General features: G+C 42.2%; 26 protein-coding genes. 18 read left to right on the top strand and 8 right to left on the bottom strand.

The window, feature by feature from the left end; all coding sequences use genetic code 11:
- Positions 1-201: 201 nt before the first annotated feature.
- From K1I71_RS04920 to K1I71_RS04890, 7 genes are all read left to right on the top strand, one after another.
- On the top strand, positions 202-897 hold the full coding sequence (locus tag K1I71_RS04920) for an AzlC family ABC transporter permease (protein WP_223330353.1): 696 nt from the start codon (positions 202-204) through the stop codon (positions 895-897).
- The gene (locus K1I71_RS04915; protein ID WP_000253936.1) at positions 887-1,210 is read left to right on the top strand and encodes an AzlD domain-containing protein; all 324 of its coding nucleotides are present in this window, start codon (positions 887-889) and stop codon (positions 1,208-1,210) included. Before K1I71_RS04920 ends, K1I71_RS04915 begins: the two co-directional genes overlap by 11 nt.
- A gap of 103 nt (positions 1,211-1,313) precedes the next feature.
- Positions 1,314-2,144, top strand: coding sequence for an amino acid ABC transporter substrate-binding protein (locus tag K1I71_RS04910; protein ID WP_223330352.1), 831 nt, complete (start codon positions 1,314-1,316; stop codon positions 2,142-2,144).
- 153 nt (positions 2,145-2,297) lie between these two features.
- Positions 2,298-3,152: a MetQ/NlpA family ABC transporter substrate-binding protein gene (locus K1I71_RS04905; protein WP_223330351.1), complete on the top strand. Its 855-nt coding sequence runs from the start codon at positions 2,298-2,300 to the stop codon at positions 3,150-3,152.
- A gap of 96 nt (positions 3,153-3,248) precedes the next feature.
- On the top strand, positions 3,249-4,622 hold the full coding sequence (locus K1I71_RS04900; protein ID WP_042751774.1) for a M20 family metallopeptidase: 1,374 nt from the start codon (positions 3,249-3,251) through the stop codon (positions 4,620-4,622).
- Positions 4,615-5,676, top strand: a complete 1,062-nt coding sequence (locus K1I71_RS04895; protein WP_004260936.1) for a methionine ABC transporter ATP-binding protein — start codon at positions 4,615-4,617, stop codon at positions 5,674-5,676. The genes K1I71_RS04900 and K1I71_RS04895 overlap by 8 nt, the downstream gene beginning before the upstream one ends.
- 1 nt (position 5,677) lies before the next feature.
- Entirely contained in the window at positions 5,678-6,370 is a 693-nt protein-coding gene (locus K1I71_RS04890; RefSeq protein WP_000444647.1) for a methionine ABC transporter permease, read from the top strand.
- Positions 6,371-6,399: 29 nt separating this feature from the next.
- Here K1I71_RS04890 and K1I71_RS04885 read toward each other — a convergent pair whose 3' ends face one another.
- Positions 6,400-6,969: an MptD family putative ECF transporter S component gene (locus tag K1I71_RS04885; RefSeq protein WP_223330350.1), complete on the bottom strand. Its 570-nt coding sequence runs from the start codon at positions 6,967-6,969 to the stop codon at positions 6,400-6,402.
- Between the two features lie 134 nt (positions 6,970-7,103).
- Between K1I71_RS04885 and K1I71_RS04880 the strand changes: the two genes are divergently transcribed.
- From K1I71_RS04880 to nrdI, 5 genes are all read left to right on the top strand, one after another.
- Entirely contained in the window at positions 7,104-7,718 is a 615-nt protein-coding gene (locus tag K1I71_RS04880) for a YesL family protein (protein WP_033686148.1), read from the top strand.
- Positions 7,696-9,366 carry a sensor histidine kinase gene (locus K1I71_RS04875; RefSeq protein WP_317628053.1) on the top strand — a complete coding sequence of 557 codons (1,671 nt, stop codon included), beginning with the start codon at positions 7,696-7,698 and terminating at the stop codon, positions 9,364-9,366. Before K1I71_RS04880 ends, K1I71_RS04875 begins: the two co-directional genes overlap by 23 nt.
- 11 nt (positions 9,367-9,377) lie before the next feature.
- The gene (locus K1I71_RS04870) at positions 9,378-10,664 is read left to right on the top strand and encodes a response regulator transcription factor (protein WP_223330349.1); all 1,287 of its coding nucleotides are present in this window, start codon (positions 9,378-9,380) and stop codon (positions 10,662-10,664) included.
- A gap of 60 nt (positions 10,665-10,724) precedes the next feature.
- Positions 10,725-11,258: an ABC transporter permease gene (locus K1I71_RS04865; protein WP_223330348.1), complete on the top strand. Its 534-nt coding sequence runs from the start codon at positions 10,725-10,727 to the stop codon at positions 11,256-11,258.
- 77 nt (positions 11,259-11,335) lie between these two features.
- The gene (gene nrdI, locus K1I71_RS04860) at positions 11,336-11,800 is read left to right on the top strand and encodes a class Ib ribonucleoside-diphosphate reductase assembly flavoprotein NrdI (RefSeq protein ID WP_004255033.1); all 465 of its coding nucleotides are present in this window, start codon (positions 11,336-11,338) and stop codon (positions 11,798-11,800) included.
- 47 nt (positions 11,801-11,847) lie between these two features.
- On the opposite strand, the gene K1I71_RS04855 is transcribed toward nrdI, so the two are convergent.
- Positions 11,848-12,306, bottom strand: coding sequence for a DUF3021 domain-containing protein (locus K1I71_RS04855; protein WP_125443294.1), 459 nt, complete (start codon positions 12,304-12,306; stop codon positions 11,848-11,850).
- Entirely contained in the window at positions 12,303-12,743 is a 441-nt protein-coding gene (locus K1I71_RS04850; protein ID WP_153198978.1) for a LytTR family DNA-binding domain-containing protein, read from the bottom strand. Before K1I71_RS04850 ends, K1I71_RS04855 begins: the two co-directional genes overlap by 4 nt.
- A 206-nt stretch (positions 12,744-12,949) precedes the next feature.
- On the opposite strand from K1I71_RS04850, the gene mutL reads away from it, so the two are divergent.
- The 4 genes from mutL to K1I71_RS04830 are packed head-to-tail and all read left to right on the top strand — an operon-like array spanning position 12,950 to position 16,642.
- Positions 12,950-14,899, top strand: a complete 1,950-nt coding sequence (mutL, locus tag K1I71_RS04845; protein ID WP_223330347.1) for a DNA mismatch repair endonuclease MutL — start codon at positions 12,950-12,952, stop codon at positions 14,897-14,899.
- 15 nt (positions 14,900-14,914) lie between these two features.
- Complete coding sequence (gene ruvA, locus K1I71_RS04840; RefSeq protein ID WP_000273423.1) at positions 14,915-15,508, top strand: Holliday junction branch migration protein RuvA; 594 nt, start codon at positions 14,915-14,917, stop codon at positions 15,506-15,508.
- Positions 15,508-16,077, top strand: coding sequence for a hypothetical protein (locus tag K1I71_RS04835; protein ID WP_223330346.1), 570 nt, complete (start codon positions 15,508-15,510; stop codon positions 16,075-16,077). Before ruvA ends, K1I71_RS04835 begins: the two co-directional genes overlap by 1 nt.
- A gap of 1 nt (position 16,078) precedes the next feature.
- Entirely contained in the window at positions 16,079-16,642 is a 564-nt protein-coding gene (locus tag K1I71_RS04830; RefSeq protein ID WP_223330345.1) for a DNA-3-methyladenine glycosylase I, read from the top strand.
- Between the two features lie 83 nt (positions 16,643-16,725).
- On the opposite strand, the gene K1I71_RS04825 is transcribed toward K1I71_RS04830, so the two are convergent.
- The 5 genes from K1I71_RS04825 to K1I71_RS04805 form a co-directional block, all read right to left on the bottom strand.
- Positions 16,726-16,989, bottom strand: coding sequence for an SWEET family sugar transporter (locus K1I71_RS04825; protein ID WP_223330344.1), 264 nt, complete (start codon positions 16,987-16,989; stop codon positions 16,726-16,728).
- Between the two features lie 105 nt (positions 16,990-17,094).
- Complete coding sequence (locus tag K1I71_RS04820) at positions 17,095-18,129, bottom strand: S66 family peptidase (protein ID WP_223330343.1); 1,035 nt, start codon at positions 18,127-18,129, stop codon at positions 17,095-17,097.
- A gap of 152 nt (positions 18,130-18,281) precedes the next feature.
- Positions 18,282-18,545, bottom strand: a complete 264-nt coding sequence (locus K1I71_RS04815) for a SemiSWEET family transporter (protein WP_000166114.1) — start codon at positions 18,543-18,545, stop codon at positions 18,282-18,284.
- A gap of 224 nt (positions 18,546-18,769) precedes the next feature.
- Positions 18,770-19,447 (bottom strand): DUF1129 domain-containing protein, encoded by a 678-nt coding sequence (locus K1I71_RS04810; RefSeq protein ID WP_000078011.1) that lies wholly within the window; start codon positions 19,445-19,447, stop codon positions 18,770-18,772.
- Between the two features lie 11 nt (positions 19,448-19,458).
- A complete protein-coding gene (locus K1I71_RS04805; protein WP_000815623.1) occupies positions 19,459-20,403 on the bottom strand; it encodes a magnesium transporter CorA family protein in 945 nt (314 codons plus the stop codon).
- 131 nt (positions 20,404-20,534) lie between these two features.
- Between K1I71_RS04805 and uvrA the strand changes: the two genes are divergently transcribed.
- Positions 20,535-23,366, top strand: coding sequence for an excinuclease ABC subunit UvrA (uvrA, locus tag K1I71_RS04800; protein ID WP_223330342.1), 2,832 nt, complete (start codon positions 20,535-20,537; stop codon positions 23,364-23,366).
- Positions 23,359-24,420 (top strand): M24 family metallopeptidase, encoded by a 1,062-nt coding sequence (locus K1I71_RS04795; RefSeq protein WP_049493919.1) that lies wholly within the window; start codon positions 23,359-23,361, stop codon positions 24,418-24,420. The genes uvrA and K1I71_RS04795 overlap by 8 nt, the downstream gene beginning before the upstream one ends.
- The last annotated feature ends 105 nt before the right edge of the window (positions 24,421-24,525 follow it).

Below are 24,525 nucleotides of genomic sequence, written 5' to 3'. Positions count from 1 at the left end.
TTTTCTCTTTCCTGAATGTGTTATAATAGTCCATGCTGTGGCTGGAGCCTTTTCAGCCTACTTATACTCTTCGAAAATCTCTTCAAACCGTGTCAGCTTCTATCTGCAACCTCAAAACAATGTTTTGAGCAACCTGCGGCTAGCTTCCTAGTTTGCTCTTTGATTTTCATTGAGTATTATTAAGACAATATGAGGAGAAAGATGAAAGAAAAAGGATTTTGGGAGGGGGCGCAGGCAGCCATGCCAACGGCCCTTGGTTATGTCAGTATTGGCTTGGCCTGTGGGATTATTGGTGCGCCCTATGTGACACCTGTTGAGATGGGCTTGATGAGCCTCTTTGTTTATGCTGGAAGCGCCCAGTTTGCCATGCTGGCACTGATTGCGGTTCAAGCACCTGTGGCAGCTATTGCTATGACGGTCTTTTTGATTAATTTGCGTCTCTTTTTGTTGAGTTTGCATGCGTCAACCTATTTCCGTCATACCAGTCTCTGGCAAAATATCGGTATGTCTAGTCTCTTGACGGATGAGACTTATGGCGTTTTGATGGGCGAGTTAGCCCATACAGACAAGGTCCATCCTATGTGGATGCACGGAAACAATCTCAACAGCTATGTGGCTTGGTTTGTGGGAACAGTTGTCGGAACGGCTCTGGGTGGTCTGCTGCCAAATCCAGAAATCTTTGGCTTGGATTTTGCCCTGGTTGGGATGTTCATTGGAATTTTTGCTTCGCAATTCCAGATTATGCAAAGACGGATTCCTGTCCGCAATCTGCTCATTATCCTAGCAGTTGTTGCGGTGTCCTTCTTTTTACTCTTAACAGTGGTGTCTCAGTCGCTAGCTGTTCTGTTTGCGACCTTGCTAGGTTGTACAATGGGGGTGGTTTTAGATGGTCAGTAAGTATCTTTTATTAGCAGTTATTTTCTCTGGCTTGGTGACTTGGATTCCCCGTATGATTCCCTTCATCTTGGTCAAGTATAAGGGCTTGCCTGCAATCGTTGAGCGTTTTTTGAAATTCTTGCCTGTTTCTATTATCTTTGCCTTGATTCTTTCAAGCGTAGTGACAGGCAAGGTTGGGAGTCTTCCTCAAATCAAATGGCTGGACTTCTTAGCAGTCTTTCCAACGGCTTGGGTAGCCTTTCGCTACCGCAATCTAGTCGGAACAGTTCTCTTTGGAGTGGTCTTGATTGCCGTCTTGCGTTTGGTCTTTTAAATCAGCCATAAAGAAAACCTATCACAGAGATAGATATCATATAATGGCGTAAATGCTCTTTTTCTGTTAAGATTATAAGGTATTCTATTTTGGAGGAAATGACATGAAAAAAATCGTTAAATACTCATCTCTTGCTGCCTTAGGACTTGTTGCTGTAGGTGTTCTAGCAGCTTGCTCAGATGGTGCTAAGAAAGAAGGAGAAGCAGTTAGCAAGAAAGAAATTATCGTTGCAACCAATGCTTCACCAAAACCATTCAACTATGAAGAAAATGGTGAATTGACTGGTTATGAAATTGAAGTGGTTCGCGCTATCTTTAAAGATTCTGACAAGTATGATGTCAAGTTTGAGAAGACAGAGTGGTCAGGTGTCTTTGCAGGACTTGACGCTGACCGTTACCAAATGGCAGTTAACAACATCAGCTACACCAAAGAACGTGCTGAAAAATACCTTTACGCAGCCCCAACTGCTAAAAACCCTAACGTTCTTGTAGTGAAGAAGGACGACTCTAGCATCAAATCGCTTGATGATATCGGTGGAAAATCAACAGAAGTTGTTCAAGGGACAACATCTGCTAAACAGTTAGAAGACTATAACAAGCAACACTCAGATAATCCAACTGTCCTTAACTACACTAGAGCAGACTTCCAACAAATCATGGGACGCTTGAGCGATGGGCAATTCGACTACAAGATTTTTGATAAAATCGGTGTTGAAACAGTTATCAAGAACCAAGGTTTGGACAACTTGAAAGTTATCGAACTTCCAAGCGACCAACAACCTTACGTTTACCCACTTCTTGCCAAAGGTCAAGATGAGTTGAAAACATTTGTGGACAAACGCATCCAAGAACTCTACAAAGACGGAACTCTTGAAAAATTGTCTAAACAATTCTTCGGAGACAATTATCTACCAGCAGAAGCTGATATTAAATAATTTCTTGAAATCATCCATTCTGAGTAAGGTGGGTGATTTCTCAGTTTTTAGGGATATAGTTTTAAACTATATATCTGGCTATCTAATAACAATTTGTGAAATCAAACAAATTGTGAGATACTAGTACGGTATTATTTTTAAGGAGAAAGAATCATGAAAATCAAAAAATTGCTTGGTGTAGCAGCTCTTGCTACAGTCGCAGGTTTGGCTCTTGCAGCTTGCGGAAACTCAGAAAAGAAAGCAGATAATGCAACAACTGTTAAAATCGCAACTGTTAACCGTAGCGGTTCTGAAGAAGCTCGTTGGGATAAAGTCCAAGAATTAGTTAAAAAAGACGGTATTACTTTGGAATTTACAGAGTTCACAGACTACTCACAACCAAACAAGGCAACTGCTGATGGCGAAGTAGACTTGAACGCTTTCCAACACTATAACTTCTTGAACAACTGGAACAAAGAAAACGGAAAAGACCTTGTAGCGATTGCTGATACTTACATCTCTCCAATCCGCCTTTACTCAGGTTTGAATGGAAGTGACAACAAGTACACTAAAGTAGAAGACATCCCAGCAAACGGAGAAATCGCTGTACCGAACGATGCTACAAACGAAAGCCGTGCGCTTTACTTGCTTCAATCAGCTGGCTTGATTAAATTGGACGTTTCAGGAACTGCTCTTGCAACAGTTGCTAACATCAAAGAAAATCCAAAGAACTTGAAAATCACTGAATTGGACGCTAGCCAAACAGCTCGTTCATTGTCATCAGTTGACGCTGCTGTTGTAAACAATACCTTCGTTACAGAAGCAAAATTGGACTACAAGAAAGCACTTTTCAAAGAACAAGCTGATGAAAACTCAAAACAATGGTACAACATCATCGTTGCGAAAAAAGATTGGGAAACATCACCTAAGGCTGATGCTATCAAGAAAGTAATCGCAGCTTACCACACAGATGACGTGAAAAAAGTTATCGAAGAAACATCAGACGGTTTGGATCAACCAGTTTGGTAATAAGAAACAGGGAGGTGGGAGAGAAAATTCCACCTCTTGCTTTTGTATAGAGCATGGATTGTCAGGAAAAGTAGTTCATAGAAAGGTAGAGAGAATATGGTTTTTCCTAGTGAACAAGAACAGATTGAAAAATTTGAAAAGGATCATGTGGCCCAGCATTATTTTGAGGTTTTGCGTACCTTGATTTCTAAGAAGTCGGTCTTTGCCCAACAGGTGGGTCTCAAAGAAGTTGCCAACTATCTGGGTGAGATTTTTAAGCGTGTTGAGGCTGAAGTGGAGATTGATGAGACTTATACGGCGCCTTTTGTCATGGCACATTTCAAGAGTTCGCGTCCAGATGCCAAGACCCTGATTTTCTATAACCACTATGACACTGTGCCAGCGGATGGGGATCAGGTGTGGACAGAGGATCCCTTTACGCTTTCGGTCCGCAATGGTTTCATGTATGGGCGTGGGGTTGATGACGACAAGGGTCATATCACAGCTCGTTTGAGTGCCTTGAGAAAATACATGCAACACCATGATGACCTGCCTGTCAATATCAGTTTTATCATGGAGGGAGCGGAGGAATCAGCTTCGACAGACCTGGATAAGTATCTGGAAAAACATGCGGATAAACTCCGTGGGGCGGATTTGTTGGTCTGGGAACAAGGGACCAAAAATGCCTTGGAACAGCTAGAAATTTCTGGTGGAAATAAGGGGATTGTGACCTTTGATGCCAAGGTAAAAAGTGCTGATGTGGATATTCACTCTAGTTATGGTGGGGTTGTGGAATCAGCTCCGTGGTATCTCCTTCAAGCCTTACAGTCTCTTCGTGCAGCAGATGGCCGTATCTTGGTTGAAGGTTTGTACGAAAAAGTACAAGAGCCAAATGAACGAGAATTGGCCTTGGTGGATACCTATGCCCAACGAAATCCAGGGGAAATCAGTCAGATTTATGGTTTGGAATTGCCTCTCTTACAAGAGGACCGTGCAGCCTTCCTAAAACGTTTCTTTTTTGAGCCAGCTCTTAATATCGAAGGGATTCAGTCAGGTTATCAAGGGCAAGGAGTTAAAACAATTTTGCCAGCAGAAGCCAGCGCTAAGTTAGAAGTTCGTTTGGTTCCTGGCCTAGAACCGCATGATGTTCTGGAAAAAATTCGGAAACAGCTAGACAAAAATGGCTTTGATAAGGTAGAATTATACTATACCTTGGGAGAGATGAGCTATCGAAGCGATATGAGCGCACCAGCCATTCTCAATGTGATCGAGTTAGCTAAGAAATTCTATCCACAGGGCGTCTCAGTCTTGCCGACGACAGCGGGGACAGGGCCTATGCATACAGTCTTTGATGCCCTAGAGGTGCCAATGGTGGCCTTCGGTCTAGGAAATGCCAATAGCCGAGACCACGGTGGAGATGAAAATGTACGAATCGCCGATTATTACACCCATATTGAATTAGTAGAGGAGCTGATTAGAAGCTATGAGTAGAGATATTATCAAGTTAGATCAGATCGATGTGACTTTTCATCAAAAGAAGAGAACCATCACAGCGGTCAAGGATGTGACCATTCACATCCAAGAAGGGGATATCTACGGAATCGTTGGATATTCTGGAGCGGGGAAATCAACCCTTGTACGGGTGATTAATCTCTTGCAAAAACCATCTGCAGGGAAAATTACCATTGACGACGATGTGATTTTTGATGGTAAGGTGACCTTGACGGCCGAGCAGTTGCGTCGTAAACGTCAAGATATCGGGATGATTTTCCAGCATTTTAACCTCATGAGTCAAAAGACAGCAGAAGAGAATGTAGCCTTTGCCCTCAAACACTCTGGACTCAGCAAGGAAGAAAAGAAGGCTAAAGTAGCCAAGTTGCTGGACTTGGTTGGCTTGGCAGACCGTGCTGAAAACTACCCTTCACAATTATCTGGAGGGCAAAAACAGCGTGTGGCCATTGCGCGTGCCTTGGCAAATGATCCAAAAATCTTGATTTCAGACGAGTCAACTTCTGCCCTTGATCCTAAGACAACCAAGCAGATTTTGGCCTTGTTGCAAGATTTGAATCAAAAATTAGGCTTGACTGTTGTCTTGATTACGCATGAAATGCAGATTGTCAAAGACATTGCCAACCGTGTGGCAGTTATGCAGGATGGGCATTTGATTGAAGAGGGCAGCGTCCTTGAAATCTTCTCAGACCCTAAACAACCTTTGACTCAAGACTTTATCTCAACAGCTACAGGTATTGACGAAGCCATGGTCAAAATCGAGAAGCAAGAAATTGTGCAAAACCTGTCTGAAAATAGTCTCTTAGTGCAACTCAAGTATGCAGGTGCTTCAACAGACGAGCCACTTTTGAATGAATTGTACAAGCATTACCAAGTAACGGCTAATATTCTCTATGGGAATATCGAAATTCTTGATGGCACTCCTGTTGGAGAATTGGTGGTGGTCTTGTCAGGTGAAAAAGCAGCGCTAGCAGGTGCTCAAGAAGCCATTCGTCAGGCAGGCGTACAGCTAAAAGTATTGAAGGGAGGACAGTAAGATGGAATCATTGATTCAAACCTATTTGCCAAATGTCTATAAGATGGGCTGGGCTGGTCAGGCAGGCTGGGGAACAGCCATCTACCTAACCCTCTATATGACAGTTCTTTCCTTCATCATCGGAGGGTTCTTGGGGCTAGTTGCAGGTCTCTTCCTTGTCTTGACAGCGCCAGGTGGTGTCTTGGAAAATAAGGTCGTTTTTTGGATTTTGGATAAAATCACCTCTATTTTCCGTGCGGTTCCATTTATCATTCTCTTGGCAGTCTTGTCACCCTTCTCTCATCTAATCGTAGGAACAAGCATTGGTCCAAATGCGGCTATTGTACCCCTATCTTTTGCAGTCTTTGCCTTCTTTGCCCGTCAGGTGCAGGTTGTCTTGGCTGAATTGGATGGTGGTGTCATTGAGGCGGCTCAAGCTAGCGGAGCGACCTTCTGGGACATCGTAGGTGTTTATCTATCAGAAGGTCTTCCAGATTTAATCCGTGTGACAACTGTGACCTTGATTTCCCTTGTTGGGGAAACAGCTATGGCTGGTGCGGTTGGAGCTGGTGGTATCGGTAACGTAGCCATCGCTTATGGATTTAACCGCTACAATCACGATGTGACCATCTTGGCAACTATCATTATCATTTTGATTATCTTTGCAATCCAATTCTTGGGAGACTTCTTGACTAAGAAATTGAGCCATAAGTAAAAAAGAGCCGCACGGCTCTTTTTTATTTATCAGATTTTCTGTGCAAATTTTTTACTCAAGGCTTGTCCAATCAAGGCACCCACTAGGGCTCCGATGACAATACTTGCGATAAATAGAAGGACGGTTCCAGGATTTAGCGCGACCATGATACGGTCGATATATTCTTGGGATTTTCCTCTTGCTAGAAGGGTTGCCATATAGGTTTTGGGCGCAATCCACATAAGTAGGATTGGTCCTGATGTGCTAAAGGCAAAGAGAATAAAAGAAAGGAAGTTCTTTGTTTGATCTTTATATTTTCCTAAAAGAGCTACTCCATCTGCTAGGAGGCCACAGATAATTCCAGGAAGGAAGGCACCGGCACCGTGTTTAGTTCCCAAGAAAAAGAGGGCGATGACAAGGCCGATAGTGGTAATGGCTCCAAAACGCGGAACTTTTGCGATTAGAATCATATAGACGCCACCGCCGACAAGGGCAGTAAAGGCAGGCGCATAAAACATGTTTCCAGTTTGGTCAAAGAAATTGCCCAAAAGGACACCAATCCCCATGCAGAGGAAGTAAAGAACTGCAAAAAGCAGTGTAGTTAAGATAGATTTCTTCATGAATTGTCTCCTGATAATTTTTTCACAATTCTCATTTTACCATGGTTTAATGGGATTGTAAATGGATACTAGAAGTTTTTGAAAACGCTTGAAATATGATATAATAGTTTCATAGTTATTTTTAGGAGGATATCATGGGGAGATTTTTAGACTTTGTCTTTAATCGTTTCTTTTTAGGGATGATTGCGACAGCCTTCTTTTGGCTATTAACATTGGCAGGAGGGATTATCCTTGGTCTAGCGCCGGCTAGTGCCACCTTGATGAGCTTGTATGCAGAACATGGTTATAGCTTTCGGGAATACAGTTTGAAGGAGGCTTGGTCTCTTTACAAGCAAAATTTTGTCTCAAGCAACCTGATTTTCTATAGCTTTTTAGGGGTGGATCTAGTTTTGCTCTATGGCTTGTATCTCTTGGTACAATTGCCTCATCAGACTATTATTCATTTGATTGCGACCTTTTTGAATGTCCTAGTAGTTGCCCTGATCTTTTTGGCTTATACAGTATCTTTGAAATTACAAGTTTATTTTGATTTGTCCTATCGAAATAGTCTCAAACTATCCTTGATTGGCATCTTTATGAGCCTAGCGGCTGTGGCCAAGGTTCTCCTTGGGACAGTGCTACTTGTGGCAATTGGTTACTATATGCCTGCCCTACTTTTCTTTGTAGGAATTGGGATGTGGCATTTCTTTATCAGTGATATGTTGGAACCGGTCTATGAAAGTATCCATGAAAAATTGGCGACAAAATAGAATGAAGCAGTTTTGGCTACATACGCTTCTAAGAACCTACAGTTCAGTTATGATGATTATTATTGCGAGTTTTGCAATCTTACTCTCTTACGCTGACTGGGATTCACGGGAAAAGGAAGCTCAAAGAGTAGCCCAACGTGTAACCACTCGAACAGTCGATGAGGTGAAGTATTATTATCGGGAGTCAGCCCAACTGGCGCAAGATTTAGTAGCCAATCAAGACCGGATACAAGGGGTTTATAAGTACTTTAGCTTGTCAACTTCTGAGTATTTTTATTGGCTGTTGGAGCATCAAGCAACTTCGTCAACTTCTATTTCTCTGTATGAAAACATTGATGATCTTTATGTCCAAAATGACTCTATAACGGGTGTTGCAATCGTCTTGCAGGATTTTAAAGAAGTTTATGTGTCAACAAGGGATAAAAGAAGTGGTCATGTCTTGCCAGCTGAGGCCTTTAAACCAGAGGCAAATAGTTTTGGAATTCCAGTTCTGGACCCAGCAACGGATCAATCTATAGGAGTGATTTACATCTCCTTGGATCCAGAAGTTTTATATCATGCCATTGACAATACCCGAGGTCATATTCCGATGGCTGTTACTGTGACATCACCATTTGATACGGAGATTTTTCATATTGGTGAGAGGGTCAATAGGGAACATGAGAACTGGTTTGTTGGTATGACTTCTCATGGATATCAGGTTCAGGTGGCAGTTCCTAAAAACTTTGTTTTACAAGGAACAGTTGCCAGCTCTGCTTTGATTGTGGGTTTGAGCCTTCTCTTTATTGTCATTCTCTATCTGACTTTGAGGAAGACCTTTGCTAATTATCAAAAGCAGGTAGTGGATTTGGTGGATTCCATCCAAGCTATTGCCCAAGGACAAGAAGGTCTTCGCATTGATACGCTTGAAAAGGATCAGGAATTGCTCTTAATCGCAGAGACCACCAATGATATGTTGGATCGATTGGAAAAGAATATACATGATATTTATCAGTTAGAGCTTAGTCAAAAAGATGCCAATATGCGGGCCTTGCAGGCGCAAATCAACCCTCATTTTATGTATAATACGCTGGAGTTCTTGCGCATGTATGCAGTTATGCAAAGTCAAGATGAGTTGGCAGATATCATTTATGAGTTCAGTAGCCTGTTGCGTAACAATATTTCCGACGAAAGAGAAACTCTTCTCAAACAGGAATTAGAATTTTGCCGTAAATACAGTTATCTCTGCATGGTTCGCTATCCCAAGTCCATTGCCTATGGTTTCAAGATAGATCCAGGGTTAGAGAATATGAAGATTCCTAAGTTTACCTTGCAACCGCTGGTAGAAAATTATTTCGCGCATGGTGTTGACCACAGACGGACAGATAATGTGATTAGCATCAAGGCGCTTAAACAGGATGGTTTTGTAGAAATTTTGGTGGTAGATAATGGCCGTGGTATGTCGGCTGAAAAACTGGCAAGTATTCGAGAAAAATTAAGTCAGAGACATTTTGAACACCAAGCCAGTTACAGTGATCAAAAGCAATCTATCGGGATTGTCAATGTCCATGAGCGTTTTGTGCTCTATTTTGGGGACCGCTATGCTATTACTATAGATTCTGCAGAGCAAGCAGGTGTTCAGTATCGTATTACAATTCAAGATGAGTAGAAAGGGAGAAAATGTATAAAGTATTATTAGTAGATGATGAGTACATGGTGACAGAAGGTCTGAAACGTTTGATTCCCTTTGATAAGTGGGATATGGAGGTCGTCGCAACAGCCAGTCATGCCGATGAAGCCCTAGAATATGTTCAGGAAAATCCTGTCGATGTGGTCATTTCCGATGTCAATATGCCCGATAAAACAGGGCTTGATATGATTCGGGAGATGAAAGAAATCTTACCAGATGCAGCCTATATCCTACTCTCAGGTTATCAGGAGTTTGATTATGTAAAAAGAGCAATGAACCTTAGTGTGGTGGACTATTTGGTAAAGCCTGTTGATAAGGTAGAGTTGGGAAATCTGCTGGCGAAGATTGCAGGTCAGCTCGGCGAGAGAGGAAAGAAAAGTCAGACCCTTAGTCAAGATTTAGATGAGGATGGATTTGTTAGTTATTTAGGGGATAAGGAGAATTGGTGGATAGGTCTATCCAAGGAAAAGCAAGGCTCCTTCACCATTCCCTACTATGTCTTGGGTCAAGATTGGCAGATTTTTATTTCTGATCAACCCCTAGATGGTTTAGTCGTTAATCCCTTTGAAGCTCCTTATCAAGAACACTTTGAACGCTGGAAGCTGAATGCTGAGAAAACCCTCTTTTACGGCTCTGTAAATCTACAACAGTCTGAGAGTCTCTTTACCTATTACGAACCGATTTATAGGGTTATCATTCAGGGAAATCTCAATCAAATCGTAGAAGAGTTAAATCTCTTGGAGAAGGTGGTTCTTGAAAATACGCCGCGTGTTCCGATTACCAAACAGCTTTTTATCCAGTTTGTCATGGATGTCTTTCATTTGTTTGAACATCTCAAAGCTGATGATATGACGGACATTGTCAAAACGATTCATGCTATTCAAACCTTCGATGAATTGGTTCCTTATATCAAGGAAACTCTGACTCGATTCTTTGGACAATATCGGATGAATGAAAATGTGGTTAGTGTGCTAGAAGTCATTGGGCGTGATTATCAGAAGGAACTTTCTCTCAAGGATATCAGTAAGGATCTCTTTATCAATCCTGTCTATCTGGGGCAGTTGATTAAGCGTGAAACCAATTCGACCTTCGCAGAGTTACTAAACAAACAACGCATTAAGGCTGCCCAGCAACTTTTGCTTTCAACTAGTGACAGTATTGAAGATATTTGTTATGCTGTTGGTTACAGTAATGTTGGATATTTCTATAAAGTATTCCGAAAATTGTGCGGAAAATCGCCAAAAGCCTACCGAAAACAGGTAGAAACTACACTATAATATTTGTATCCCTTTACAAAAAGTGCTATAATATCAATAATAATATCAGGAGGTTCTATTATGAAAAAGAAACCAATTTATCTATGGGTCTTGCTAATCTTGTCTGCTCTTATTTCAGCTATGTCTCTGTTTGGAATGTTGAGTCCCTTGCCTAGCAAAGAAGTCCTTCGTGCTAAACAGTCACATGTTGCAGGACTTAGTGCCCAGCAATTAGAAGACAACATCAATTACACCTATAGAGTAGCAGAATCATCTCATTCTATTTTTAATATGGCCTTGATTGTACTATCTGCTATTTTAGTTGTAGTAGCGATTGTCTTCCTTATTCGTAAAAATTTGCAATATGCAAACTATACTTATGTCGGCTATGTTTTGCTAGCCATTATTGGTTCGATTTATGGCTATGTTAGTTTACAAGACGCTGTGCAGTTAGTTCACGATGAGACCATGCGTTTAGGGATAAGTGTTATTTCACAAGCCGTTAGCATTTTCTATATCGTCATCAATGTTCTTTTCTTAGCCCTTGTCTTCTATAAGATGTGGCGTCAACAGAAAGCCTTGGCGGAAGAAGAGGAAACCGAAGATCTTGCCTAAGTATTGACAAAAAATAACTATCAAGTTACAATCTTGGTAGTTATTTTTCGATTATACATAAAATCATGGAGGTATATATGAAGACAATTTCTTTAGTTTATATTAGTCTGAGTGGCAATACTGAAAGTTTTGTGACACGCTTGAAAGACTATCTCTTATCCCAGTACGAGGGGATTGAGGTTCAAAAGATTCATATCAAGGATTTGGTCAAGGAAGGCCAAGATTTCTATGAAATGGACCATCCCTATGTCGCTTTTTTGCCAACCTACCTCGAAGGTGGGAATGGCGTGGATAATGGAGATGTTGAGATTTTGACGACACCAGTGGGGGATTTTATCGCCTATGGTGATAATGCTAGTAAGTGTTTTGGTGTGGTTGGTTCAGGAAATCGTAACTTTAATAACCAATACTGCCTGACAGCTAAGCAATACAGTCAACGTTTTGGTTTCCCTGTATTAGCCGATTTTGAAATGCGAGGCATGCTGGGAGATATCAAACGTGTTGCAGCAATTATTGCAGATTTGTATGAGTTGGAAAGTTAAGCTTAGGCTTAGCTTTTTTATTATCTTAGGCAGTTGTATCAGCACTCTCACTTTCTATGCTCCAAGAGTTGATTGATATGGTCTACTTTTTTTGATGCTCTTTTATAGGAAATAGTCCAAATGATGAGGTAGACAATTGAAAACTCGATAATGAGCTGGAGATAGAAGATCCAGTGGAAGGGGAACCAACCTGCTAGAGTTGCTAGTGGGATAAAGCCTACTAGCATGAGGAAGAAATGGGAAAGCGTCGCACGAAGCATGCTCCAGTCACGGCTGAATAAGCGGTTGCCAAAGTTGAAGAGCATACCGATGGCTGCCCAGATAAGAGTACAGTAGAGCAAGACCAGGGCACCGTGAACCTGATGTTGAGCCATCACTTGGCCGATGAGAGAGTCGGGACTTAACGGGGCGTAGGTACTTGGTGCATAAATGAGTGAAAAGATGATAGAGAGGATGAGGCCGATAAGAACACCAGTAGCTGCGTCGTGGAAGATTTGTTTTTTCATAGTTCTAATTTCTCCTTGATGGTTTTTAGATAACGGCGTGAAGAGTAGGTGAAGCTTTCGTTTTTCAAGAAAATTTCTACTAGGCCGTTGGGGGTGAGCTTGAGATGAGAGATGGAATCGATATTGATGATTTCTGATTGGGAAATTTGGATAAAATTGGTTGGCAGAATTTCAAGGACCTGATAGAGTCGCAAATCAATGCTGTAGGTCTGACTCGCGGTTTCTGCTAGAACTTTCCGATTCTCGATATAGAAGCGTTGAATCTTGCTAATCTTAACTAGATAGACCTGATCATCAATCTTTCCTTTGATTGTTTCTTTTTGGTCAAGATTTTCTGCGAACTCGATGACTTTCTGGACTTTATCTGTCGGCTGAGGTGCTTGGACAATCAGTTTTTCCTCCTTGTAAGTCTCACTAATCTGTAGTTCTACTTTCATAAATTTCTCTCCTTTTTAGTTATACAAGGTTGTGATCACTTCCTGTATATCTTTATTAAACACTATTTTTCAGCCCCTTGCAAGGGACTTTGTCTATGTGGAGGGATTTTACTCCTATGTGGCGCTTGCTTTTCTGTCCTATCTGAAATATGGTATAATAGCACTAATCAATTTCTAGGAAAATAGATACAGAAAGGGGCTGAAAGATGTCTCATATTATTGAATTGCCAGAGGTGTTGGCAAACCAGATTGCAGCTGGAGAGGTCATTGAACGTCCTGCCAGTGTTGTTAAAGAGTTGGTAGAAAATGCCATTGACGCTGGCTCTAGCCAGATTATTATTGAGATTGAGGAAGCTGGTCTCAAGAAGATTCAAATCACAGATAATGGTCATGGAATTGCCCACGATGAGGTGGAATTGGCCCTGCGCCGCCATGCGACTAGTAAGATAAAAAATCAAGCAGACCTCTTTCGGATTCGGACGCTTGGTTTTCGTGGTGAAGCCCTACCCTCTATCGCATCCGTCAGCGTTTTAACTCTTTTGACAGCAGTTGAAGGTGCAAGTCATGGAACCAAGCTCGTCGCGCGTGGGGGAGAAGTAGAAGAAACTATTCCAGCGACTAGTCCTGTGGGAACCAAGGTTTGTGTAGAGGATCTCTTCTTCAACACGCCTGCCCGTCTCAAGTATATGAAGAGTCAGCAAGCGGAGCTATCTCATATCATTGATATTGTCAACCGTCTGGGCTTAGCCCATCCTGAGATTTCTTTTAGCTTGATTAGTGATGGCAAGGAAATGACACGGACAGCAGGGACTGGTCAACTGCGCCAAGCAATCGCAGGGATTTACGGTTTAGCTAGCGCCAAGAAGATGATTGAAATTGAGAATTCTGACTTAGATTTCGAAATTTCTGGCTTTGTGTCTCTGCCTGAGTTAACTCGGGCCAATCGCAACTATATCAGTCTCTTCATCAATGGCCGTTATATCAAGAACTTCCTGCTCAATCGTGCTATTCTTGACGGTTATGGCAGTAAGCTCATGGTGGGGCGTTTTCCACTGGCTGTCATTCATATCCATATTGACCCTTATCTAGCGGATGTCAATGTGCATCCAACCAAGCAAGAGGTGCGGATTTCCAAGGAAAAAGAACTGATGACCCTGGTTTCAGAAGCTATTGCCAACAGTCTCAAGGAACAAGCCTTGATTCCAGATGCCTTGGAAAATCTTGCCAAATCGACCGTGCGCAATCGTGAGAAGGTGGAGCAGACCATTCTCCCACTCAAAGAAAATACGCTCTACTATGAGAAAACTGAGTCGACAAGACCTAGTCAAGCTGAAGTAGCTGATTATCAGGTAGAATTGACTGATGAAGGACAGGATCTAACCCTCTTTGCCAAGGAAACCTTGGACCAATTGACTAAGCCAGCAAAACTGCATTTTGCAGAGAGAAAGCCTGCTAACTATGATCAATTAGACCATCCAGAGCTAGATTTAACCAGTCTGGATAAAGTCTATGATAAGCTGGAGCGAGAAGAATCTTCAATCTTTCCAGAGTTAGAATTTTTTGGGCAAATGCATGGAACCTATCTCTTTGCCCAAGGGCGAGATGGGCTTTATATCATAGACCAGCATGCGGCTCAGGAACGGGTCAAGTACGAGGAGTATCGTGAGAGCATTGGCGATGTTGACCAAAGTCAACAGCAACTCTTAGTGCCCTACATCTTTGAATTTCCAGCGGATGATGCTCTGCGTCTCAAGGAAAGAATGGCACTTTTGGAGGAAGTGGGCGTCTTTCTAGCAGAGTACGGAGAAAATCAATTTATTCTACGTGAACATCCTATTTGGATGGCAGAGGAGGAGATTGAGTCAGGCATCTATGAAATGTGCGATATGCTACTCTTGACCAAGGAAGTTTCTATCAAGAAATATCGAGCAGAGCTAGCCATCATGATGTCCTGCAAGCGGTCTATCAAGGCCAACCATCGTATCGATGACCATTCGGCCAGACAGCTCCTTTATCAACTTTCTCAATGTGACAATCCCTACAACTGTCCCCACGGACGTCCTGTTTTGGTGCATTTTACCAAGTCAGATATGGAAAAGATGTTCCGACGTATTCAGGAAAATCACACCAGTCTCCGTGAGTTGGGGAAATATTAAACTAAAAGGAAAACTATGTACGAATATTTAAAAGGAATCATTACCAAAATCACTGCTAAATACATTGTTCTTGAAGTCAACGGTATTGGTTATATCCTGCATGTGGCCAATCCCTATGCCTACTCAGGTCAGGTCAATCAAGAAGCTCAAATTTATGTGCATCAGGTCGTACGTGAGGACGCTCATCTGCTTTATGGATTTCGCTCAGAAGACGAGAAAAAGCTCTTTCTCAGTCTGATTTCGGTATCTGGGATTGGTCCTGTATCAGCTCTTGCTATTATCGCTGCCGATGACAATGCTGGCTTGGTTCAAGCCATTGAAACCAAGAATATCACCTACTTGACCAAGTTCCCTAAAATTGGCAAGAAAACAGCCCAGCAGATGGTGTTGGACTTGGAAGGCAAGGTAGTAGTTGCAGGAGATGACCTTCCTGCCAAGGTCGCAGTGCAAGCTAGCGCTGAAAACCAAGAATTGGAAGAAGCCATGGAAGCCATGTTGGCTCTGGGCTACAAGGCGACCGAACTCAAGAAAATCAAGAAATTCTTTGAAGGAACGACAGATACAGCTGAGAACTATATCAAGTCGGCCCTTAAAATGTTGGTGAAATAATGGGTATTGCTCGAATTAGTTATGCTAAAAGCAAAAATGTTTACAATAATATAGACCTAAGATTTAAGAATGGTAAGATAGAAGATGTCTGGCTTGACTGTAAAACTTTTCCTTTATATTGTAAATATTGTGAACAAACCCAAACGGAATTATTTTTACATATGTCGTCCCGATATGGTCAAGTAGGACCGATTCCCTGTGAATTTTGTAATCGCGATATAACGGTTGTTGATTGTGATACTTATGTAGATGAAATAGAGGTGAGTGGTGAGCCCTGTCACTTTCAACAACTCTATCTGTTAAGTGCAGACTACATTGAATGGTTTCAAGAATGGTACGGGATAACATTGGCTCCCGAAAGCTTTTTTGGAGGTTGTACTGATTGGATGTCTGTAGACCAACTTCGAGAACAGATTGAAACATTAACTGGAATAGAAACAGATGATGGTGTAAGGTATCAAACGGATGAGAGATTTAACCCTCTACCACCAGATATTAATCGTTGGATTAATCTATTGGATAAGTCTACTGTTCCCTTGCCTGACTACGTTTTAAAGATAGGAGAATAATATGACAAAACGTTGTTTGTGGGTCAAGATGACCAATCCGCTCTACATTGCCTATCATGATGAGGAATGGGGTCAGCCCCTCCATGATGACCAAGCATTGTTTGAGTTGTTGTGTATGGAAACCTATCAGGCAGGCCTGTCTTGGGAAACGGTGCTCAACAAACGACATGCTTTCCGAGAAGCCTTTCATGGCTATCAAATTCAAGCGGTCGCAGAGATGACTGATACCGAATTGGAAAACTTGCTGGAGAATCCAGCCATCATCCGAAATAGAGCCAAGATTTTTGCTACACGCGCTAACGCCCAAGCATTTTTACGACTACAGGAAGAATATGGCTCTTTTGATGCCTATCTTTGGTCCTTTGTTGAGGGGAAAACGATCGTTAACGATGTTCCCGATTACCGCCAAGCCCCAGCTAAAACACCTTTGTCTGAAAAATTAGCCAAAGATCTCAAAAAACGAGGCTTCAAGTTCACAGGCCCAGTCGCCGTATTGTCTTTTCTACAGGCTGCAGGGCTAGTTGATGACCACGAGAATGATTGTGAGTGGAAAAGCGGTCATTAGTGTGTATAGGTAACTAGAATATCTGAGAATATAGAAAAAGCTGAGAAATTCTTCCCAGCTTTTTATATATACTATTAGATTTGTTAGAGTGAAGTCAAAAAAGTGATTCCACCTAAAATAACACCAGCTAAATTTGGAATGATTAGTATCCAATCCTTCTTAGGTTCCTTTGTCCATCCATAAATAACCCAGATTAAGCAAGATATAGCAGCTGATAAAGGTTGAAATGGTTGAGCTTTATTTCCCTGTAAATTAGCGATAATTTGAGGTATGTAGGCAATAAATACTATAATTCCAATAAAGGCACCAATAGAACCTACGATTCGATTAATTTTTTGTTTTGTCATATACACCTCCTTCAAAAGGATATCATAGAAATTAGCGAAATGCAATAAATTCAGATACAAATTGTAACGAAAACGAATACAAAAGCACAAAAATAGAGAAACTATTTATTTTTTGTTATAGTCAAAGCGAATGATTTGCTCCTTTGCATCTACATAGGCGTGAACTCCGAAGGGTACAATTGCTCTTGGAGTTGCGTGGCCGACATTTAGATTATAGATAATCGGGATATTGCTGTCAATAATATCCAATAGTGCCTCTTTATAGTCGTCATAGAAAGTTTCATCCATAGGTTTTCCGACCAAGAGTCCATTGATGACCTCGAATATGCCAGTGTCCTTTAAAGTCCGCAACATCTTTTTGAAGTCTTCTGGTTCAGGCTTTTCTTCGCTTGTCTCTAGCAAGAGGATCTTTCCTTCCCAGTCTGACAAGTCAGGGAAAAGTTTGTATTTTTGGCAGAGCTCCGTGCTATCTGCGTATCGAGAGTTGTCAAAGATATCGTAGAGGGATTCGAGGCAACCACCGAGGATTTTTCCCTCGAACCGGGCATTTCCTTGCAACAGCTCAAAACCAGTATTTGCATGACTGATACGAGGTGTTCCCAGAGCCTTGGGACTAAAATCAGTTCGTTCCTCATACCAAACATTGCTAGGGCGGATTTCTGAGATTCTTCCCGTCTCAATCAATTCTTTAAAGTAGTGAAGGCTATAGGCTAGCATTTCTTTGTCTAATTCACAAATGTCTGCTAAGAAGGATTGACCATAAAAAGTCTTGATTCCTAGTTTATGCAACATGAGGTGGTTCATGGTTGTATCCGAGAAGCCAAGAAATATTTTTTGGTTGATAACCTTTTGTAGTTGGTCATTTTCAAAAAGATAAGGTAGTAAGCGATAGGTATCGTCTCCACCGATGGCGCATAGGATTATGTCGATGCTATCATCAGAAAAGGCCTGCATCAAATCCTCTGCACGAGCTTCAGGATGGTCCTTGATAAAGTCTAATCCTTTTTGCGAATGGAGCAAAAAGGTAGGATTGAGTCCCAGGTTCTTGAGACGTTGGATACCCAAGTCCACTTCGTGTTTGACAAAGTCCTCTCCGATAATGCCACTAGATAAACTAACAATACCAATAGTAGAAATCATATTTTATCCCCCTAGAAATAGATTGAGCCTATTTTATCACAAAAAGATTAGATAGAGCTATGTGGGATGTCAGAAGAATACTTTAAAATCAAAAAAGTAAGTGAAAAAGCAACCGCGCCTGCAGTTGCTTTTTATACATACTATTAGATTTGTTAGAGTGAAGTCAAAAAAGTGATTCCACCTAAAATAACACCGGCTGAATTTGGAATGATTAGTATCCAATCCTTCTTAGGTTCCTTTGTCCATCCATAAATAACCCAGATTAAGCAAGATATAGCAGCTGATAAAGGTTGAAATGGTTGAGCTTTATTTCCTTGTAAATTAGCGATAATTTGAGGTATGTAGGCAATAAATACTATAATTCCAATAAAGGCACCAATGGAGCCTACGATTCGATTAATTTTTTGTTTTGTCATATTTCCCTCCAATTATAGAGTATCAAAATGATTGTATATAGGCAAGGAATATGCTCATTTGTTGTTATTCTCTGTAAAAAATAGAATAAAATGTTTACATTTATGTTTTATAAAGTATAAATGTACTGAATTTTAGATAGAGTTAAATATTTTTTACATGATTGTTTAAAGATTAAAAAATCATGGTTCTTATGATGTTGAACCATGATATGTTTCCGTTCTTCTTAATAGCGTGTTGGTCCTGCACTTGCGCTACGGATATTCAAGCGTTTCTTGAGATAGAAGCGAAGAGCTAGGAGGGCTGCTCCGATAATAGCCAGTGGCAATGGAGCAAGTACTGGGTTAAGGCTAGCTGGTAGGAAGCTGGTTGCAAAGAAGACAAGCAACCAAAGGAACATAGAAGCTAGGATAACCAGTACAGATTTCCAGAAAGGTGGACGTTGACTTCGGTCCATATCAGGTCCATAGTATTGGTAAACAAAGTAGTACATCAAGTAGAAGGCAAATCCACCAACCAGTCCAACTAATAGGAGAGTGACAAATCCATAGCCGAAAGCTTGATCTGCCGCAAAGAAGGTTGTGAGGGCGCTGACAAGGGCAAAGAGGCTAGTGATGAAAAGAGCTGAGTCCATAATCATGAGTTTCGGATCATCATTTTCTTTTGGATGCTCTTTTTCATATTGCTCCTTAACAGTGAAGCTATGAGCCCAGTGAGTGGGTGCACCATAGAGGGAACGAGCAGTCGTACCCTTGGCTTGCTCTTCAAGGATTTGGGGAATAACTTCCTCAAAAATAGCCTTGATTTCAGCATCTGTTTTTCCATCTTTGATGAATTGTTGGGTAGCGATGTGGACAAACTCTTGGTTTTTCTTTGTTAATTTTTGTAGATCAATCTGAGACATAGGAACTCCTCTTAGAACCATTTTTTATGGATGAGATAGAGAGTGAGTGAGACACTCATAGCAAAGGCGATAAAGACGATTAACCAGAAGGCATTTGGTTCGCCGTTTAGGGGGATTTCATTATCCTTAAAGTTCATCCCGTAGGCAGAAAAGACCATGGTTGGGATGGACATGACGATGGTCACAAGGGCCAAGGTTTTCATGATGTTGTTCTGGTTGTTGGAAATGATAGAGGCGAAGGTCTCTGTCATAGAATGCAAGACGTTTCCATAAATGTCTGCCATCTCGATGGCCTGTTGGGTTTCAATCAGGGTGTCTTCAAGCAGGTCTTCGTCCTCAAGGTATTTCTTGATATTGCTGGTTGAGCTGGTCAATTTCTTAATCACACGCTCATTTGTTTTGAGGGAAGCCTTGAAATAGACGATAGTTTTTTCCAATTCCATGAGCTCAATCAATTCTTCATTACGAGTTGATTGATGCAGTTGACTTTCGATTTGCTCACTCTTACGGTCAATCGAACGAAGGGCCGTTAGGTAAAGCTCTGCATTGCGATAAAGAATCTGAAAGATAAAACGTGAACGCATGAAGGTGTAGAAATTACGCAATCGACGGTTGATAAAGACATCAAGGACAGGTAGTGGTTCCAAACACGTAGTGATAATGGTTTCCTCAGTGATGATAATACCAAGCGGGATGGTTACGTAGTAGGTGCGGTTATTTCTTTCTTCTGTGACCGGCACGTCTACAATGATCAGGGTATACTCGTCTTCAATTGTAATACGAGACATTTCTTCCGCATCGAGCGGTGCTCGGAGGTCGGCGATATCAATATCGAAGGCGTTAGCGATTTCGAGTGATTCATTTTGAGTCGGATTGACGAGATTGATCCAAGTACCCGGTTCAAGCGTATCGATCTCTTTAAATTCAGTTGTTGTAGAGAGAAAAACTTGTTTCATATCCCTTATCCTTTCTCATTTTTCAGATTTTTTCACACCGTACTATTATACTACAAATTCATCCTTTTGGGTAATAGAATCTCACTTTTTTTGGTATAATGGTAAGCAATAATGGACTAGAAAGAACAAAGATGCAAGATAAAATTGTCATTCATGGGGCGCGTGCCCATAATTTAAAAAATATTGATGTGGAGATTCCACGAGACAAGCTGGTTGTAGTGACTGGTTTGTCAGGTTCAGGGAAATCCAGTCTGGCCTTTGATACCCTCTATGCGGAGGGTCAACGTCGCTATGTGGAGAGTTTGTCAGCCTACGCTCGTCAATTCTTGGGGAATATGGAGAAGCCTGATGTAGATGCTATTGATGGTCTCAGCCCAGCTATTTCCATCGACCAGAAAACGACTAGTAAAAATCCTCGCTCGACGGTGGGAACAACGACTGAAATCAATGACTATCTGCGTCTCCTCTACGCGCGTGTGGGGACGCCTTACTGTATCAACGGGCATGGAGCTATCAAGGCTTCTTCTGTGGAGCAAATTGTGGATAAGGTTTTGGAATTGCCAGAACGCCAGCGCTTGCAGATTTTGGCCCCTGTCATCCGCAAGAAAAAAGGCCGACATAAGAGTGTTATCGAGAAGGTTCAGAAAGATGGTTATGTTCGTGTCCGTGTGGATGGGGAAGTCTATGATGTGACCGAAGTGCCAGAGTTGTCCAAGAGCAAGCAACACAATATTGATGTCGTGGTTGACCGTATTGTTATCAAGGAGGGTATCCGTAGTCGTCTCTTTGATTCCATTGAGGCTGCCCTTCGTATTGCAGAAGGTTATGTCATTATCGACACTATGGACGACTCTGAGTTGTTGTTCTCTGAGCATTATGCCTGCCCGGTTTGTGGCTTTACTGTTCCAGAGTTAGAGCCACGTCTCTTCTCTTTCAATGCTCCTTTTGGCTCTTGTAGTGAGTGTGACGGCTTGGGCATCAAGCTGGAGGTGGATACTGATTTGGTAGTGCCAGATGCCAGCAAAACCTTACGCGAGGGAGCCTTGGCTCCTTGGAATCCTATCTCATCCAACTACTATCCAAACATGCTAGAGCAGGCTATGACGGCCTTTGGAGTGGATATGGATAAGCCTTTTGAGGACTTGTCAGAAGAAGACAAGAACTTGATTCTCTACGGCTCAGATGGCAAGGAATTCCATTTCCACTATGAGAATGAATTTGGTGGCGTGCGCGATATCGACATTCCTTTTGAGGGAGTTGTCAATAATATCAAGCGTCGTTACCATGAAACCAATAGTGACTACACTCGCACTCAGATGCGTCTCTACATGAATGAGCTGACCTGCGGAACCTGTCACGGCTATCGTCTCAATGACCAGGCCTTGTCTGTCCGTGTGGGTGGCCAGCAAGGACCACATATCGGAGAAATTTCAGACCTATCTATCGCTGACCACTTGGACTTGGTGAGCCAGTTAACCTTATCTGAAAATGAAGCCATCATTGCTCGGCCTATTCTCAAGGAAATCAAGGACCGTTTGACCTTCCTTAATAACGTGGGTCTTAACTATCTAACCCTGTCACGTTCGGCAGGAACCCTTTCAGGTGGGGAAAGCCAGCGTATTCGCTTGGCAACACAAATTGGTTCCAACCTATCAGGCGTCCTCTATATCCTAGATGAGCCGTCAATCGGTCTCCACCAGAGAGACAATGACCGCCTGATTGCCAGCCTGAAAAAGATGCGTGATTTGGGTAATACTCTCATCGTGGTGGAACATGATGAAGATACCATGCGCGAAGCTGATTATCTAATTGACGTTGGTCCTGGTGCGGGTGTTTTTGGTGGGGAAATCGTCGCTGCAGGTACGCCCAAACAGGTGGCTCGCAACAGCAAGTCTATCACAGGCCAGTACTTGTCAGGCAAACGTGCCATTCCAGTGCCAACAGAGCGCCGTACCGGAAATGGTCGTTTTATCGAAGTGACAGGTGCGCGTGAGAATAACTTGCAAAATATTACTGCTCGATTCCCACTAGGAAAATTCATCGCAGTTACAGGGGTGTCGGGCTCAGGCAAGTCTACCTTGATCAACAGCATCCTCAAAAAAGCCATTGCCCAGAAGCTCAACCGTAATTCAGACAAGCCTGGTAAATTTAAGACTATTACAGGGATTGAGCATGTAGACCGCTTGATTGATATTGATCAGAGCCCTATCGGACGAACACCGAGGTCCAACCCAGCTACCTATACAGGAGTTTTTGACGATATACGTGACCTTTTTGCTCAAACAAACGAAGCCAAGATTCGTGGTTACAAGAAGGGACGTTTCAGTTTCAACGTTAAGGGAGGTCGTTGCGAAGCTTGCTCAGGCGACGGGATCATTAAGATTGAGATGCACTTCTTGCCAGATGTTTATGTGGCTTGTGAGGTCTGCCACGGAACTCGCTACAACAGTGAGACCCTAGAAGTTCACTACAAGGAAAAGAATATCTCGCAGGTCTTGGATATGACCGTCAACGATGCGGTAGAATTCTTCCAACACATTCCAAAGATTCAACGCAAACTTCAGACTATCAAGGATGTGGGACTTGGTTATGTGACATTGGGGCAACCTGCTACCACCCTTTCTGGAGGAGAAGCCCAGCGTATGAAACTGGCTAGTGAACTTCACAAACGATCGACAGGAAAATCTTTCTACATTCTGGACGAGCCGACGACAGGGCTGCATACTGAGGACATCGCTCGCTTACTTAAAGTCTTGGCTCGCTTTGTCGACGATGGCAATACAGTCCTCGTTATTGAACACAATTTAGACGTTATCAAGACAGCAGACCATATTATTGACTTGGGACCTGAGGGCGGTGTCGGTGGTGGAACCATCATCGCAACAGGAACTCCAGAAGAAGTAGCGGCCAATGAAGCCAGCTACACAGGACAGTATTTGAAAGGAAAGTTACATCATGAATAAACGTGTACAAGCATTTCTAGCTAAAATGCAAGAAAAAGAACTAGATGGCATCATCATCAATAATCTTAAAAACGTCTATTACCTTACTGGTTTTTGGGGCTCAAACGGAACAGTCTTTATCAGCCGTGACCGTCAGGTCTTGGTGACAGACTCTCGCTATATCATTGCAGCTAAGCAAGAAACCAGTGGCTTTGAGATTGTGGCAGACCGTGATGAATTGGCTGTCATTGCAGGAATTGTCAAGGACATGGGCTTGTCTCGAATCGGTTTCGAAGATGAGATTTCAGTCTCTTATTATCACCGTATGCAGGCAGCTTTTGCAGGTTTGGACTTGCTTCCACAAACTCAGTTTGTTGAAGGTCTTCGAATGATTAAGGATGAAGCGGAGATTGCAGCTATTCGCAAGGCTTGTTCTATTTCAGACCAAGCTTTCCGCGACGCGCTTGACTTTATTAAGCCAGGAAAGACTGAGATTGAGATTGCCAACTTCCTTGACTTCCGCATGCGTGAGTTGGGAGCATCTGGCTTGTCTTTTGACACTATCTTAGCTAGCGGAATCAACTCTTCTAAGCCCCATGCACATCCAATGCACAAACCAGTGGAGCTAGGAGAAGCCATTACAATGGACTTCGGTTGCCTTTATGACCACTATGTCAGTGATATGACACGGACTATCTATCTAGGGCATGTCAGCGATGAGCAGGCGGAGATTTACAATACGGTTTTGAAAGCCAACCAAGCCTTGATTGACCAGGCTAAGGCAGGATTAGGTTTCCGAGACTTTGACAAAATTCCTCGTGATATTATCATCGAGGCAGGCTATGGCGACTACTTTACTCACGGTATCGGACACGGTATTGGGCTGGATATCCATGAAGAACCATACTTTAGCCAGACTTCTACAGAAACTATTAAGGCAGGTATGGCCTTAACCGATGAACCAGGTATCTACATCGAAGGCAAATATGGCGTTCGTATTGAGGATGATATCCTGATTACAGAGACAGGTTGTGAATTGTTGACCCTAGCTCCAAAAGAGTTGATAGTTATCTAAGAGTTAAACAACTCAAATGATTGACTTTTGGGCACCTCTAAAAACCTATCCAATGGACACCAAAATATGAGATAATAGCCTTATCATAAGATGAGGTTATTATTT

This window comes from Streptococcus mitis (genome assembly GCF_019929545.1).
In the GTDB taxonomy this organism is placed as follows: domain Bacteria; phylum Bacillota; class Bacilli; order Lactobacillales; family Streptococcaceae; genus Streptococcus; species Streptococcus mitis_BU.
Note: the sequence above shows the minus strand (reverse complement) of the source record. Positions and strands in the feature narration are given on the sequence as shown.

Excerpts from the sequence above, each read along its gene's own strand:
- K1I71_RS04920 (WP_223330353.1), top strand. The coding sequence starts at position 202 with ATGAAAGAAAAAGGATTTTGGGAGGGGGCGCAGGCAGCCATGCCAACG.
- K1I71_RS04915 (WP_000253936.1), top strand. The coding sequence starts at position 887 with ATGGTCAGTAAGTATCTTTTATTAGCAGTTATTTTCTCTGGCTTGGTG.
- K1I71_RS04910 (WP_223330352.1), top strand. The coding sequence starts at position 1,314 with ATGAAAAAAATCGTTAAATACTCATCTCTTGCTGCCTTAGGACTTGTT.
- K1I71_RS04905 (WP_223330351.1), top strand. The coding sequence starts at position 2,298 with ATGAAAATCAAAAAATTGCTTGGTGTAGCAGCTCTTGCTACAGTCGCA.
- K1I71_RS04900 (WP_042751774.1), top strand. The coding sequence starts at position 3,249 with ATGGTTTTTCCTAGTGAACAAGAACAGATTGAAAAATTTGAAAAGGAT.
- K1I71_RS04895 (WP_004260936.1), top strand. The coding sequence starts at position 4,615 with ATGAGTAGAGATATTATCAAGTTAGATCAGATCGATGTGACTTTTCAT.
- K1I71_RS04890 (WP_000444647.1), top strand. The coding sequence starts at position 5,678 with ATGGAATCATTGATTCAAACCTATTTGCCAAATGTCTATAAGATGGGC.
- K1I71_RS04885 (WP_223330350.1), bottom strand. The coding sequence starts at position 6,969 with ATGAAGAAATCTATCTTAACTACACTGCTTTTTGCAGTTCTTTACTTC.
- K1I71_RS04880 (WP_033686148.1), top strand. The coding sequence starts at position 7,104 with ATGGGGAGATTTTTAGACTTTGTCTTTAATCGTTTCTTTTTAGGGATG.
- K1I71_RS04875 (WP_317628053.1), top strand. The coding sequence starts at position 7,696 with ATGAAAAATTGGCGACAAAATAGAATGAAGCAGTTTTGGCTACATACG.
- K1I71_RS04870 (WP_223330349.1), top strand. The coding sequence starts at position 9,378 with ATGTATAAAGTATTATTAGTAGATGATGAGTACATGGTGACAGAAGGT.
- K1I71_RS04865 (WP_223330348.1), top strand. The coding sequence starts at position 10,725 with ATGAAAAAGAAACCAATTTATCTATGGGTCTTGCTAATCTTGTCTGCT.
- nrdI (WP_004255033.1), top strand. The coding sequence starts at position 11,336 with ATGAAGACAATTTCTTTAGTTTATATTAGTCTGAGTGGCAATACTGAA.
- K1I71_RS04855 (WP_125443294.1), bottom strand. The coding sequence starts at position 12,306 with ATGAAAAAACAAATCTTCCACGACGCAGCTACTGGTGTTCTTATCGGC.
- K1I71_RS04850 (WP_153198978.1), bottom strand. The coding sequence starts at position 12,743 with ATGAAAGTAGAACTACAGATTAGTGAGACTTACAAGGAGGAAAAACTG.
- mutL (WP_223330347.1), top strand. The coding sequence starts at position 12,950 with ATGTCTCATATTATTGAATTGCCAGAGGTGTTGGCAAACCAGATTGCA.
- ruvA (WP_000273423.1), top strand. The coding sequence starts at position 14,915 with ATGTACGAATATTTAAAAGGAATCATTACCAAAATCACTGCTAAATAC.
- K1I71_RS04835 (WP_223330346.1), top strand. The coding sequence starts at position 15,508 with ATGGGTATTGCTCGAATTAGTTATGCTAAAAGCAAAAATGTTTACAAT.
- K1I71_RS04830 (WP_223330345.1), top strand. The coding sequence starts at position 16,079 with ATGACAAAACGTTGTTTGTGGGTCAAGATGACCAATCCGCTCTACATT.
- K1I71_RS04825 (WP_223330344.1), bottom strand. The coding sequence starts at position 16,989 with ATGACAAAACAAAAAATTAATCGAATCGTAGGTTCTATTGGTGCCTTT.
- K1I71_RS04820 (WP_223330343.1), bottom strand. The coding sequence starts at position 18,129 with ATGATTTCTACTATTGGTATTGTTAGTTTATCTAGTGGCATTATCGGA.
- K1I71_RS04815 (WP_000166114.1), bottom strand. The coding sequence starts at position 18,545 with ATGACAAAACAAAAAATTAATCGAATCGTAGGCTCCATTGGTGCCTTT.
- K1I71_RS04810 (WP_000078011.1), bottom strand. The coding sequence starts at position 19,447 with ATGTCTCAGATTGATCTACAAAAATTAACAAAGAAAAACCAAGAGTTT.
- K1I71_RS04805 (WP_000815623.1), bottom strand. The coding sequence starts at position 20,403 with ATGAAACAAGTTTTTCTCTCTACAACAACTGAATTTAAAGAGATCGAT.
- uvrA (WP_223330342.1), top strand. The coding sequence starts at position 20,535 with ATGCAAGATAAAATTGTCATTCATGGGGCGCGTGCCCATAATTTAAAA.
- K1I71_RS04795 (WP_049493919.1), top strand. The coding sequence starts at position 23,359 with ATGAATAAACGTGTACAAGCATTTCTAGCTAAAATGCAAGAAAAAGAA.